The following is a 12,845-nucleotide window of genomic DNA, read 5'->3' on the forward strand; positions in this document are numbered from 1 at the left end:
CTAAGTTCTAGTCGAGGTCCAGGGAATTGGTGTCGACGCGGGCGGCGATCTCGGCCATCCACGTGCGCCGGCCCTCGGGCGGCCCACCGAACAACGTGTGGTGCAATTTCTTCTCACCGTCGTCGGGGTGGACGCGAATCACGGTGCGCCGCTGGGGATCCAGGACGGTGTTCCAGAAGTCGTCGGCGTCCATCTCGCCCAGCCCCTTGTTGCGCTGCACCTCGACGCGGCCCTTCGAAGCGGCCTTCAGCTTGGCCACGGCCGCATCGCGCTCGGATTCGTCCTGGCAGTAAATGCGCTCGCTGGCGGTTTTGACCACGAACAACGGCGGCAGCGTCACGTAGACCATCCCGGCCTCGACCAGTGGACGGTAGAAGTCGAGGAACATCGAGATCAGGCTGGAGTTGATGTTGCCGCCGTCGGGGTCGGCGTCGGAGGCGAACAGAATCCGGTCGTAGCGGCACAGTTCCGGGTCGCAGTTGTCCCGCACACCGCAGCCCAGGATGCGCTCGATGGAGTCGAATTCGTCTTTGGACCGCGCCTTGCTCAGCGCGAACCCATACACGTTGGGCGGCTTGCCTTTCAGCGGGAACGCCGCCTGGAAGGTGGCGTCGCGGGCGGCCTTGATGGTGCCCAGCGCCGAATCGCCTTCGCACAGGAACAGCTCGGCGCCCGACCCGCGGCCGGTCTCGCGACTGGGAAGCAGCTTGGGTGGCAGCGACAGGTTGGTGCCCAGCCCCTTGGCCTTCGAAGCCGCGCGTGATCGTGCCTTCGCACCTTCCGCGCTACGCCGCGCTCGCGCGGACTCCAGCGCCAGCTTGGTCCACAGGGTCACCGCATCGCCGTTGGCCGGGTTGGCCGCCCACACCGTGACGCTGCGCGCGACGTCCGGGGCCATCGCCACGTTCAGCGACCGCGACGACACCGCGGTCTTGGCCTGCGAGTCCCAAGCGACATCCGGCGCGCGAGTGTCCACGGCCAGTGCGGTGACAGCGGCGAAATCCTGTGGTTCGGGGCCGTCTTCGCCTTTGGCCAAGCCCAGATCCCGCATCCGCGACGCACGATCGGCGAGCGCTTCGGACAGGCCCTTCATCGCGGCCGTCAGATGCGACCCGCCGCCGGGGGTCCGCACGGTGTTGCAGAACGCGGCCACCGTCGCCGGTTCGGCCGGGCCCGCGGTCAGCGACCAGCGGAACGGCGTCGGTCCGCGACCGGTGGTGTACTCGCCGCGACCCTCGACCGCGGCGCGGACGTCGGGCGCGGGAGTGCCCGCGGCGGTGCACATGAGATCGAGCAGCGTGTCGGTACCCCAAGGGCCGCTGAACGGTTCGAGAAACGCCTCGGGCACGTCATCGCCGGGCCAGCCTTCGTCGACCACGACCAGGTGCACACCGGGGGACATCCGGGCCGCGGCATGGGCCCGCAGCAGCACTTCGCCGACATCGACGCTGGTGTCGGGGACCACCGCGCGGTCGAACAGGATGCGAACGGTGGTGCCCTGCATGGCGGGCTTGCGGTTTCCGGTGCCGCGCAGTTTCTGGGTGTCGGCCCGGGTGAACGGGGCTTCGGGGTCGAACTCCTTGCCCTCGAACGTCCCCGGGTAACCGCGCCCGAAGCTCTGCACGTAGGTCTTGCCGCCCCGATGCACCGTCACGTCGGTCCGCGCGGAGATGAATACCGCTGCGGCGGCGCCGATTCCGTTCAGACCGGCCCCGGTGCTCGCAGCATCGGTGTGCGCGGAGAACTTCCCGCCGGCCCGCGCGGTGCCGAGCGTCTTGACGATGCCGTTCTTTCCTGTCGCCGGATCGGTGTCGACCGGCAGGCCGCGGCCGTCGTCGGCGACGCTGACCGATCCGTCCGCGTGCAGGGTGATCCTCACGGTGGATCCACCGTTGCCAAGATCGGCGACTTCCTCGATGGCGTTGTCGATCAACTCACGCAACGCGGTGTTGAGCACGTCGAGCCCCAGGTTCACCGCCGGCCGCAGGCGTGTGTGCTGGACATCATCGAGTTCGGTGATGTCGGCGGCGGTGTAACTCACTGCAGGTCCTTTGTGTCGATGCCGAGAAGGGTGCCGCAGGAATCGTAGACGGGGCCACCGACGTCTCCGCGGAACCGGAGAGCGTGCGGTGATCACGGTGTCGACACAACGTGATGAACTCCGCCAGACGCACGCCTACCGCTGCGTGTCGGAGACTGTGAGCGCGGAATCGCGATTCACATATTTCGAGGTCGTGCGATAACGTCGAAGTCAGTGTCCTGTGCTTATGAGATCGGATTCGGCTACATGACTGTGACTGGCGAGCGGCAAGAGATCCGGCTCGACGACGTCGAATTCAACCGGCGCGATCACCCGGATCGGCCCTTGCGCCCCATCCCGCCGGGCCGCGACCATTTCGCCGCCCAGTGGCGGCAGATGCGCGAGTTCATGTTCGGTCAGTGGATCGACATCGACAAAGAGGTCGAGCCCAACGAGCTCACGCGGCTACGCGATGACTATTTCTGGCAAGGCGACGAGCACATCATCGGCGTGGTCGACGCGTTCGAGTGCCTCGGCTACGAGAAGGGCCGCGCGCTGTACGAACAGGCGCTGACTCAGGGCATCGACTCACTGGAGGATCCGCCCCGGGAGTTCGTCGAGTTCTTCGAGCACCTCGATCAGCTGCCAAGCCAGTTCGACCTCGAGGCCGCCGAACGCGGCCGCATGCTGGCGATGTCGGCCACCAAGACCGCCACCATGATCATCCAGGGGTGGGCGTTCTACGAGACCGCGATGACCGGCGACATCTCGGCATCCACCGGCGCCACAGGGCGGTTCGCCGACGACGGCCCGCGGCGCTTCATCGAGACGGCCCGGGTGTTCGCGGAGTTCACGCTGCCCGACATCTTCGACCGGCACTCGGAGGCGTTCCAGGATGTGATCCGGGTGCGGTTGATGCACGGGCTGGCCAGTCGCGGCTTGCGCCGCAAGTGGGGCGACGACGTCTATCTCAAGTTCGGTGAGCCCATTCCGGTGACGTCGCTGCTGGGATTCGGCAGCGGCATGTTGCTCGGACGGCTCGTCGACCATGCGTTCGGACGCAAGCTGACCAGCCAGGAACTCGAGGACCTCGCCGAGTACTCGTCGTACTCGGGGCGGCTGTGGGGCGCGCCCGAACGGCTCTACTCCCCAACGGGTCTGGAGCTGATCAAGTCGTTGAACTACGTGCTGGCCAGAGGCGGCAACCCGTCGCCGTGGCGCGCTGAACTCGTCGACGCGATCGCGGGTCCCGCGCACCTGACGACCCTGACCGACGCCCTTCCCGGCCTCGTCAAGAAGTTGGTGGCTCGCCACGCCAACCAGCTCACCGCGACCCTCGCGCTCGTCCCGGCGGGCGCGGTGTTCGGCTACCAGCAGATCGAGGCGATGGTGGCCGGCAGTTTCTTCGAGCCGCTGGGGTACAACTACGAACGCCGAGTCCGGATCTTCACCGAGATCGCCAAACTCAACGTCCGTATCGCGATGGTGGCCGACAAGCTGCCGTGGTCCAACCCGATCCGCGAGCAGAGAAAGAAGACCGGCGCGGCCGCGCGCGAGCGGATCGCGATGCTGAACAAGATCGCCCGCGGACGGCAGATCCCGCTGACCTTCACGAGCCACGACCTATCGACGAAGGGCGAGGGGTTTACCGGCTGAGCGCGCCCATCCGCTTGACCGCCTCGGCGAGGACGGCTTGCGAGGTGGCGAAGTTCAACCGCACGTGACCGGCGCCGCCGGAGCCGAAGACATGCCCCGAACTGAGCGCCACCCGTGCCTGATCGAGAAACGCCCGCGCCGGCCCTGCCAGTTCGGAGACGACGCCCGGACCATCGCCGCCACCGGGCTCGCCCAGGCCGAGTCGACGGCAATCGAGCCAGGCCAGATAGGTGCCTTGCGGACGGATGTGGTCGACGAGGGGCAGGTGTTCGGCGATCAGTCGGCCGAGCAGGTCGCGGTTCGCCGACAGGCCGTCCAGCAGCGCATCGAGCCACGCCTCTCCCTCGTTGAACGCCACCGTGTGTGCCATTACGCCGAGGTGGCTGGGGCCGTGGCTGACTTCCTCGGGCATCCGGTCGAGGTCTGCCGCCGCGTCCGGGCCGGCAACCACCACCGCCGCCTTGAGGCCGGCGAGGTTCCACGCTTTGGAGGCCGACGTGACAGCGAAGGCGTCCTCGGCGCCCGGGACGCTCAGATACGGCGTAAAGTCCGCTCCGGCCAACACCAATGGCGCATGAATCTCATCGGAAACAACGCGCACGCCACGATCGCGGGAGAGCGTCGCGATGCGTGCGAGCTCATCGGCCGAGTGCACGGCGCCGGTCGGATTGTGGGGACTGCACAACAGGTAGACCGCCCGATCGCTCACCGTGGCGGCCGTGCCGAACGCCGCATCCAACGACTCCAGGTCGATACGACCGTCCATACCGAGGCGCGCCTCGACGACGCGGCGGCCGGCGTGTGTGACGAAGGCGTAGAACGGCGGATAGACGGGCGCGTTGACGACCACGACGTCGCCGGGCTTGGTGATCAACTTGAGGACCTCGACGATGCCCAGCATCACGTCTGGGACGAGCGCGGTGCGCTGCACCGCCAGTCCGTCCCAGCCCCAACGACGCGCCGCAAACCCGGACAAGGCCTCGGCATACGCCCCCGCTCCGCTCGGATACCCGGTGTCCCCCAGCGCGATTGCCGTATTCAGCGCGTCGGCGATGGGGTCGGCCAAGGGCACGTCCATCTCCGCGACCCATAGTGGCAACACATCTGCAGGATGCGCCCGCCACTTCATGCTGGTCCGCTGTTGCAGTTGCTCGACGGTCAACTGCTCCAGCGGATTCACCACCCCATCTTGTCGCAACGTCGCCGACCGCGGCGCGCGCCGGGCATTGGCGCTAACACGGTTGACAACATACAACCAATCGGTTGTATATTCTGATGGTGACCGATCAGGACGAGGACAGAGCGGACGCGTTCTTCCACGCCCTGGCCGACCGGACTCGGCGAGACATTCTTCGTCGGGTGCTGGCCGGGGAGCATTCGGTCACGGCGCTCGCGGCGCAGTACGACATGAGCTTCGCCGCGGTGCAGAAGCACGTCGCCGTGCTGGAGAAGGCAGGCCTGATCTCCAAGCGTCGCCAGGGGCGAGAGCAACTGGCGAGTGGTGATGTGGAGGCGGTGCGGTCAGTCGCCTCGATGCTCACTGAGCTCGAGGACGTCTGGCGCGGTCGCATCGCTCGCATTGACGACCTACTCAGCGAGGAATAACCATGCCTGTCACCAACATCAGCAAGAACATCGAAAACCGTACGCTGACGATCACCGCGGAGTTCGCGGCCCCCGTCGAGCGAGTCTGGCAGATCTACGTCGACCCTCGGCGACTCGAGAAGGTCTGGGGCCCACCGGGTTACCCCGCCACCGTGGTCGAGCATGCGCTCACGCCAGGCGGCACGGTCACCTACTACATGACTGGACCCGAAGGCGAGAAGTACGGCGGGTACTGGAAGGTCACGGCCGTCGACGAGCCGCGCAGCTTCAGTTTCGAAGACGGGTTCGCCGATGACGACCTCAAGCCGGCAACCGATATGCCGGTCGCGCACAGTGTCTACACCTTCGAGGCGATCGGGGACGGCTCAACCAGGGCGACCTACGTCAGCACATACGAGTCGGCCGAAGGCCTGCAGAAGGTGCTCGAGATGGGCGTCGAAGAGGGCACGGCGCAGGCGATCAACCAGATCGACGAACTGCTCGCGAGCTGACACCGGATACGGTCACGGTGCCAGAACCGCCTGTGTCGCAGGGGTTCCGGCATCGTGTCGTTCGCGGCGATCCCGTGGGTCAACCGCGGTCGGCGATCTCCGGGTCCGCATGGACAGGAACCAGAAGCGGCGCGACGAGCGGGAAGATGGCCGACGCGGCAAAGGCCACCGGATAACCGACGGGAGCGATCAGCGCGCCGAACACCGGCGGCGTAGCACCCATCGTCACCATCTGACCGGTGTACTGGACGCCGAGCGCGCGCCCACTCCAGAACGGTCCCGCGAATTCGGCGATCGCCGTGTAGGCCAACCCGTTGTCGGTCACGGTGATCATCGACGCGATCACGATGACGGCGACGCTCAGCGGAGAGCCCAGCTGATCGGTCACCGCCAACACCAACATGGCGAGCGCGGCGGCGACACTGATGATCTGGATCGGGCGCAGCCGCGCACCGAGGCGGTCCGACCAGTGCCCGGCAGCGACCCGGCCGACCGCACCGAGCAGTTGCGCGACGGTCACCACGACCCCCGCCGACGCGGCCGACCACCCGCGGTCGGCCATCAACCAGACCAGGGTGAATGTCCACACCACGCTCTGCGGCACCACCAACAGCATCGAGACGGCGTGGATCCGCAACAGCACCGTCGAACCTCGATAGGGATTGGCCAGATGCTCGGTCGGCGCCTCCGACCGCGGTGGCCTCGGCGGGTCCACCACGCCGATCGCGCTGATCACCGCCGACGCCGCGCACAAGACCGCGGGGAACAACAGCGCCGCGGCGACGCCGTGGTGCTGGGCGAGCTGGGGGATGACCAGCGCCCCCAGCCCTACGCCCAGCGGGGATGCCGTATGGCGAATCCCCATCGCCAAGCCGCGCCGGTTCGGCGGAAACCAACCCACCACGAGTCTGCCGCTGGCGGCACTGTTGCTCGCCGCGGCCATCCCGCCCAGAAGTAGAAACGCCCCCGTCGCCACCAGAGAATCGACTGCTGCCGCTGCGAACGCCGCCGCGGCGGTAAGTGCCAAACCTGCTGTGAGCACGGTCCGCTCACCGACTCGGTCCACCACGTGGCCCCACGCGTACATCGTCGTCGCCACCCCGAAGCTGGGCATCGCGGACAGCAGACCGGCCTGTGCAAGGTGGAGCTCGTCGTCGAGGTGCAACTCCGGGATCAGGAACGCCGCACCGTTGATAAAGACATTGGCGCACAACGTCGCCGTGAGGGCCATGACAAGCATCGACCAGCGCCGCAACGTGCTGATCGAATCGACGGATAGGACCGGTTGGCTTTTCAGGGTTCAATCATGGGCGAATCGACGCCCCAACTTCTCGAAAACCGGTCACGAATGGAAAAACCGCTAACGCCGTCGTCGCGATCGCCGATGACACGATCATGAGCTCGCTTCGTGCCGCCGGCGCAGTCGCCATCGTGCTGGCTGCATTCTGGTTGGGGGCGGCGACGGCCCATGCTGAGCCATTCGCCCAACTCGACCGTGTTCCCGCGGTGGCCTCGCCGACATGCGGCGGCAGCGTCAGCGCCGAAGCCCAGGTAACCCCGGTCCAGTTCGGCGATCGCGTCGAGAACGGGGTCCGCGTGGCGATCAGCTACGACGCCGGCACCTACGACGGCTCCTGTTCTCTCACCGTCACGGCCGATTGGGTGAACCTCGACACCGGCGCCTCGGGAAGCAGCGACATCACAGCCGTTTCGACCATCGACGGGCACTACGGCTTCATCGGATATGCGAACGCCACGTTCGCGACGGGTAGCGGCACGATCATCGTCACGCTCAGCTCGCACCCGGATGCCGAGATGCGGATTACCACCTAGCCGACCGAAACGCTGGCACTCTTCGCGGCTCCCTGTACCGGGAATGAGGCACGCCCTCCGGGACTTGACGTCAAACGTACTGAGTTCGCAACTCCCCGGAGAGGTAGAAGACATGAGCACCACACCCTTGGCCGGACGGCGAGCGCTTGTCACCGGCGGTTCACGCGGGATCGGCGCGGAAATCGTGCGTCGTTTGGCATCCGACGGCGCCGAGGTCGCTTTCACGTACTCGGCATCGGCGACGGATGCCGAAAAGCTCGTGGCCCAAGTCGCCGACCGCGGCGGGCGGGCCGTGGCCATCCATGCCGACGCCGCCGATCCCGCTCAAGTTGCCGCCGCGGTCGACCAGAGCGTGGCCGATCTCGGCGGTTTGGACGTGCTGGTGAACAACGCCGGCGTCGCCCACCTGGCGTCGATCGACGACTTCCCGGCCGAGCAATTCGACCGTCTGGTCGCGACCAACATCGGCGGAATGTTCTGGGCGGTCCGCACAGCGGTGAAGTACCTAAGGGAGGACGCGCGGATCATCAACATCGGCAGTATCAACGCCGACCGGGTTCCGGGACCGGGGCTTTCGGTCTACGCCATGACCAAGGGCGCGGTGTCGTCCTTCACCCGTGGATTGGCCCGTGAGCTCGGCCCGCGCGGCATCACCGTCAACAACGTCCAACCGGGCCCGATCGACACCGATGCGAATCCCGACAACAGCGGTGACTTTCCCGAGCGCTTGAAGAAGGTGACGGCACAAGGCCGCTACGGACACGTCGGCGATGTCGCTGCCGTCGTGAGCTTTCTGGCGGGCCCCGAGTCCGGGTTCGTGACCGGCGCGAACTGGAACGTCGACGGGGGCTTCACCGTCTAGGCAGGGCGGTCGCACGGCTAGGCGCGGCGAGGCCCGCACATTCTTTGACAGCTGTCAGAAAATTGGTACTGTTGCCGGTGACGGAGTTCACGACAACGGTAGGCAACATGTCTTCATCACCCACGACGGCGATCATCGGCGCAGGCATCAGCGGTTTGACCACGGGTAAAAACCTCGCGGACGCCGGTGTCGAGTACGACTGCTTCGAGTCGTCCGACCGGATCGGCGGGAACTGGGCGTTCCGCAATCCGAACGGCCACTCCAGCGCGTACCGATCGCTGCACATCGACACCTCACGTGAATGCCTGTCGTTCCGCGACTTCCCGATGCGCGACGACCTCCCCGACTTCCCGCATCACTCCCAGATCAAGGAGTACCTGGACGACTACGCCGAAACCTTCGGCCTGCTGGACCGCATTCAGTTCCAGAACGAGGTCAAGCACGCGCGGCGTTTGCCCCACGGCGGTTGGGAACTCGACACCGCGGACGGGCATACGCGACGGTACGACGCGCTGGTGGTCGCGAACGGGCATCACTGGGATCCGCGCACCCCCGACTTCCCCGGCGAGTTCACCGGCGAGAGCATCCACGCCCACCACTACATCGACCCCACCGAACCGCTCGATCTGCGCGGCAAGCGCATCGTCGTCGTCGGCATCGGCAACTCGGCGGCCGACCTGGTCTCCGAGCTCTCCCAGAAGTCTTGGCGCAACACGGTTTATCTCTCCACCCGCTCGGGTGCGTGGATCGTGCCCAAGTACATCTTCGGGAAGACCGCCGACAGGGTCGCGCGCTCGCTGCCGGTGATCCCGCTGTCGTGGCAGCGGCGAGCGATGCAGCCGTTCGCGCGGTTCATGTTCGGCGATCCCGAGAACTACGGGCTGCCCAAACCCAACCATCGTTTCCTCGAGGCGCACCCCACCCAATCCGCCGAACTGCTCATGCGGTTGGGCTCCGGTGACGCGACCGCGAAACCGAATATCGAACGCCTGGACGGACGCACGGTGGTGTTCGTCGACGGTTCGACCGTGGAAGCCGACGTGATCATCTACGCGACGGGGTACAACATCACGTTCCCGTTCTTCGACCGAAATTTCATCGAGGCTCCCGACAACCGCCTCCCGCTCTACAAGCGGATCCTCAAACCGGGGATCGACGACCTGCTCTTCCTCGGCTTCGCCCAGGCGGTGCCCACGCTGTTCCCCTTCGTGGAGTGCCAGGCCCGGTTGGCCGCCGCGTATCTCGCCGGTACGTACCGGCCGCCGTCCGAAGCCGAGATGTGGCGCGTCATCGCCGCCGACGAACGCAAGTACGTCGGTCACTTCGCCGACAAACCGCGACACACCCAGCAGGTGGACTACTGGGATTACGAACGCGACATGCGCAAGCGTGAGCTGCCGGCAGGTAGGCGCCGCGTCGAGAAGTTCGGTCCGGTCCAGCTGGCCGGCCGGGCACGCGAGGCAGCCGGTGCCGCCTGAGTCGACGCAGACGTCCCGCCGCAACGCGCGCCGGCCGCAACCGCGCGGGGACGAAAGCCGACTGCGGCTACTCGAGGCTTTCGAGGAGCAACTGCAGACCCAGTCGCTCGCCGAGATCAGCGTCGCCGAGGTGGCGCGGGCAGCGGGTCTGAAGCGGCCTGCGTTCTACTTCTACTTCGCCGGTAAGCACGAAGTCGTCACCGAACTGCTCACCGACATCTTCCAGGACGACGTCTTCACCATCGGCGGTTTCCTGGCCGGCGGCGGCGACCCGCGCGCGTCGGTGGCCGACGCGATGACGCGGACGTTCGAGTCGTGGCACGCCCACCGGACCCTGTTCCGGGCGATGCTCGACGCCCGCGACTCCGACCCTGAGGCACGGGCGATCTGGGACCAGTGGCTACAGCGGTACGAGGAGTTCGTCTGCGAGTTCATCACCACCCAGCCCGCCATCGACGTCGGAGATCCCGGACCGCTTGCGCACGCGCTGATCTCGATGAACGAGCGGGTCCTCGACCGTCACGTGCGCTCCGATGACGGGCCGGAGGCCGCCGGTCCGCTTCTCGCGGCGGTCATTCACGTATGGCACACGGCGCTGTTCCGAGGGACGGCGTCGTTGAAGGGGACAGCGTCGTTGAAGGGGTCAGCGTCGTTGAAGGGAACGGCGCAATGACAGGCACGCGGATTCAAATTCCTGGCGGCGGCGACATCATCGCGGCGCGGCGCTTCGCCGCGACGACGGACGCGCTGACAGGCCCGGCGGGCCGCCCCTGCGTCGTCATGGCCCACGGTCTCGGCGCCACCCAGGATTGCGGGCTGTTCGCGTTCGCCGAAGCGCTGGCCGGTGCCGGCGCCGAAGTCGTCACGTTCGATTACCGGCATTTCGCCGAATCCTCGGGACAGCCAAGGCAATTGATCTCGCTGTCTGGGCAGGTCGCCGACTATCACGCGGTAATCGACCACGCCCGGCGGTTCGAGAATGTGGACCCGGCGCGGATCGTGGCCTGGGGTGTGTCGCTGTCGGGTGGGCACGTCATCAAGGTTGCGGCCGACGACTCGCACCTCGCAGGAATCATCTCGCTGACGCCGGCCACCGACGGGCTACCCGTGGTGGCACACATGCTGCGCACACTCGGGCCGCGCTACGTCCTGCGCGTGATGGCCCACGGCATACGGGATGTGACGGCGAAGGTGCGTGGCCGCTCGCCGGTGCTCATCCCGGTGGTGGGTGCACCGGGGGAGGTGGCCGGTCTGAGCGCCGACGGGTCCCTCGAAGGCATGCGTCGCATCGCGGGACCCACCTGGCGCAATGAATTCGCCGCCCGATTGGTGTTGGTCATCGGTGCTCATCGACCGATCGCGAGCGCCGCTCGAGTCACCTGCCCGGCCCTCGTGCAGATCGGTGATCAGGACCGTACCGCCCCGCCTGCAGCGGCCACCGCGGCTGCGACACGGATGCGCGCGACGGTTCATCACTACCCCTGCGACCATTTCGACGTATATCCCGGTGAGGGTTGGCATGAGCGGGTCGTCAACGATCAGGTCGCCTTCCTCCGGCGCATCCTCGCACCGGCCGGATAGACCCCGTCGCGCTGCGCGGGTGCCGACCGAGTGGAATTCGACCACCCCGGGCGATAGTTCCTCAACCTGCCAGATCAGCGAGACCCGGCGTGGAAGCGGTGCGGTTTCGATACAACGGGTCGGGGTAGACGACCTCGGTCCTGTCGACTTGAGGTGGACGCTGAGAAGGGGATGCTCGTGAGCGGACACAGCCCCGGCGCAGCACCCAAGCGGGATCGTGGAGCCCTGATCGGCAGCGGCGCGTTATGGATGGCGAAGTGGTCGTGGGTCATCGTGGCGATCGCTGCGGGCGCGGTGGTGCTCGGATGGTTAGTGGCCCAGCTGTGGGTGATCTTCCTGCCGGCCCTACTCGCCGTCATCCTGTGCACGGTCCTGTGGCCGCCGGCGCGCGTGCTGATGGACCGCGCCGGTCTGCCGCCTGCCGCCGCGGCGCTGACGACGCTGCTGCTGTTCCTGGCCATCGCGTCGGGTCTCATCGCGCTGATCATCCCGCCACTGCTGAACCAGATGCCTGCGCTGATCGACCAGGCGACCGAGGGCATCACTCGGCTGCAGGACTGGACCGCGGGACCCCCGCTCAACCTCCGACAAGAGCAGTTGGACCGCTTCGCCGACTCACTGGTCAACGCGATGCGGGAAAGGTCTTCGGCGATCGCGACCGGTGTCGTCAGCGGGGTCAGCACGGTCGGCAGCGTCCTGGTGACACTGGTGCTGACCGTCGTGCTGTCGTTCTTCGTCCTCAAGGACGGCCGCAAGTTCTCACCCTGGCTTGTCGGACTGACCGGGCGGCGCGCAGGCCAGCATCTGGAAACGGTGCTCGGCCGGATGTGGGACAACCTCGGCGGCTTCATCCGTGCGCAGACGGGAGTGGCTCTGATCGACGCGGTATTCATCGGCGCCGGCCTGGTGGTACTCGGTGTCCCGCTTGCGCCTGCGCTGGCCGTGCTGACGTTCATCGGTGCGTTCGTTCCGTTCATCGGCGCCTTCGTCGCCGGTGCGCTCGCGGTGCTGATCGCCTTGGTGGCCAACGGGTTCGTCAATGCGCTGCTGGTGCTCGCCGTCATCATCGCCGTACAGCAGATCGAGGGAAATGTGCTGCAGCCGTTGCTGCAGAGTCGCGTGATGAAACTACACGCGGCGGTGGTACTGCTCGCGGTGACCGCGGGCGGCGCGCTGTACGGGATCGTCGGCGCCTTCCTTGCTGTACCGACGGTCGCGATGCTCACGGTGCTCGTTCGCTACATCAACGAGCAAATTGATGAGCGGGCCGAGGGCGAGTCGAACGGCGCCGAGTCGGGCGCCTGACACCGCAGGTCGGG

12 protein-coding genes are annotated in these 12,845 nt (G+C 66.8%); 9 read left to right on the forward strand and 3 right to left on the reverse strand.

Features of this window, described 5'->3' with window-relative positions; translation table 11 throughout:
* Positions 1–7: 7 nt before the first annotated feature.
* Positions 8–2,041 (reverse strand): toprim domain-containing protein, encoded by a 2,034-nt coding sequence (locus A5790_RS10545; protein ID WP_066843334.1) that lies wholly within the window; start codon positions 2,039–2,041, stop codon positions 8–10.
* A 246-nt stretch (positions 2,042–2,287) separates the two neighbouring features.
* Here A5790_RS10545 and A5790_RS10550 point away from each other — a divergent pair, with 246 nt between their 5' ends.
* The gene (locus A5790_RS10550; protein WP_066843396.1) at positions 2,288–3,676 is read left to right on the forward strand and encodes an oxygenase MpaB family protein; all 1,389 of its coding nucleotides are present in this window, start codon (positions 2,288–2,290) and stop codon (positions 3,674–3,676) included.
* Here the strand turns inward: A5790_RS10550 and A5790_RS10555 are convergent.
* Positions 3,666–4,805, reverse strand: coding sequence for a MalY/PatB family protein (locus A5790_RS10555; RefSeq protein ID WP_066843399.1), 1,140 nt, complete (start codon positions 4,803–4,805; stop codon positions 3,666–3,668). The two genes, A5790_RS10550 and A5790_RS10555, sit on opposite strands and share 11 nt — an antisense overlap.
* Before the next feature lie 146 nt (positions 4,806–4,951).
* On the opposite strand from A5790_RS10555, the gene A5790_RS10560 reads away from it, so the two are divergent.
* On the forward strand, positions 4,952–5,281 hold the full coding sequence (locus A5790_RS10560; RefSeq protein WP_066843336.1) for a helix-turn-helix transcriptional regulator: 330 nt from the start codon (positions 4,952–4,954) through the stop codon (positions 5,279–5,281).
* A gap of 2 nt (positions 5,282–5,283) precedes the next feature.
* The gene (locus A5790_RS10565; RefSeq protein WP_066843338.1) at positions 5,284–5,772 is read left to right on the forward strand and encodes an SRPBCC domain-containing protein; all 489 of its coding nucleotides are present in this window, start codon (positions 5,284–5,286) and stop codon (positions 5,770–5,772) included.
* A 79-nt stretch (positions 5,773–5,851) separates the two neighbouring features.
* Here A5790_RS10565 and A5790_RS10570 read toward each other — a convergent pair whose 3' ends face one another.
* The gene (locus A5790_RS10570) at positions 5,852–7,003 is read right to left on the reverse strand and encodes an MFS transporter (protein WP_231987711.1); all 1,152 of its coding nucleotides are present in this window, start codon (positions 7,001–7,003) and stop codon (positions 5,852–5,854) included.
* Positions 7,004–7,167: 164 nt separating this feature from the next.
* On the opposite strand from A5790_RS10570, the gene A5790_RS10575 reads away from it, so the two are divergent.
* From A5790_RS10575 to A5790_RS10600, 6 genes are all read left to right on the forward strand, one after another.
* Entirely contained in the window at positions 7,168–7,605 is a 438-nt protein-coding gene (locus tag A5790_RS10575) for a hypothetical protein (RefSeq protein ID WP_066843342.1), read from the forward strand.
* 112 nt (positions 7,606–7,717) lie between these two features.
* Positions 7,718–8,467, forward strand: a complete 750-nt coding sequence (locus A5790_RS10580) for an SDR family oxidoreductase (protein WP_066843344.1) — start codon at positions 7,718–7,720, stop codon at positions 8,465–8,467.
* A 107-nt stretch (positions 8,468–8,574) separates the two neighbouring features.
* Positions 8,575–9,945 (forward strand): NAD(P)/FAD-dependent oxidoreductase, encoded by a 1,371-nt coding sequence (locus A5790_RS10585; protein WP_066843403.1) that lies wholly within the window; start codon positions 8,575–8,577, stop codon positions 9,943–9,945.
* On the forward strand, positions 9,935–10,618 hold the full coding sequence (locus tag A5790_RS10590) for a TetR/AcrR family transcriptional regulator (protein WP_082961667.1): 684 nt from the start codon (positions 9,935–9,937) through the stop codon (positions 10,616–10,618). Before A5790_RS10585 ends, A5790_RS10590 begins: the two co-directional genes overlap by 11 nt.
* Complete coding sequence (locus A5790_RS10595) at positions 10,615–11,526, forward strand: alpha/beta hydrolase (protein ID WP_082961668.1); 912 nt, start codon at positions 10,615–10,617, stop codon at positions 11,524–11,526. The genes A5790_RS10590 and A5790_RS10595 overlap by 4 nt, the downstream gene beginning before the upstream one ends.
* Positions 11,527–11,697: 171 nt before the next feature.
* Entirely contained in the window at positions 11,698–12,831 is a 1,134-nt protein-coding gene (locus A5790_RS10600; RefSeq protein ID WP_066843347.1) for an AI-2E family transporter, read from the forward strand.
* Positions 12,832–12,845: the final 14 nt, after the last annotated feature.

The sequence above is a fragment of the Mycobacterium sp. 852002-51152_SCH6134967 genome, assembly GCF_001667105.1.
GTDB lineage: Bacteria > Actinomycetota > Actinomycetes > Mycobacteriales > Mycobacteriaceae > Mycobacterium > Mycobacterium neumannii_A.

What these genes read in the sequence shown, in the direction of transcription:
- A5790_RS10550 (WP_066843396.1), top strand. Translation starts at nt 2,288, where the DNA reads ATGACTGTGACTGGCGAGCGGCAAGAGATCCGGCTCGACGACGTCGAA.
- A5790_RS10555 (WP_066843399.1), bottom strand. Translation starts at nt 4,805, where the DNA reads ATGAAGTGGCGGGCGCATCCTGCAGATGTGTTGCCACTATGGGTCGCG.
- A5790_RS10560 (WP_066843336.1), top strand. Translation starts at nt 4,952, where the DNA reads ATGGTGACCGATCAGGACGAGGACAGAGCGGACGCGTTCTTCCACGCC.
- A5790_RS10565 (WP_066843338.1), top strand. Translation starts at nt 5,284, where the DNA reads ATGCCTGTCACCAACATCAGCAAGAACATCGAAAACCGTACGCTGACG.
- A5790_RS10570 (WP_231987711.1), bottom strand. Translation starts at nt 7,003, where the DNA reads ATGGCCCTCACGGCGACGTTGTGCGCCAATGTCTTTATCAACGGTGCG.
- A5790_RS10575 (WP_066843342.1), top strand. Translation starts at nt 7,168, where the DNA reads ATGAGCTCGCTTCGTGCCGCCGGCGCAGTCGCCATCGTGCTGGCTGCA.
- A5790_RS10580 (WP_066843344.1), top strand. Translation starts at nt 7,718, where the DNA reads ATGAGCACCACACCCTTGGCCGGACGGCGAGCGCTTGTCACCGGCGGT.
- A5790_RS10585 (WP_066843403.1), top strand. Translation starts at nt 8,575, where the DNA reads ATGTCTTCATCACCCACGACGGCGATCATCGGCGCAGGCATCAGCGGT.
- A5790_RS10595 (WP_082961668.1), top strand. Translation starts at nt 10,615, where the DNA reads ATGACAGGCACGCGGATTCAAATTCCTGGCGGCGGCGACATCATCGCG.
- A5790_RS10600 (WP_066843347.1), top strand. Translation starts at nt 11,698, where the DNA reads ATGCTCGTGAGCGGACACAGCCCCGGCGCAGCACCCAAGCGGGATCGT.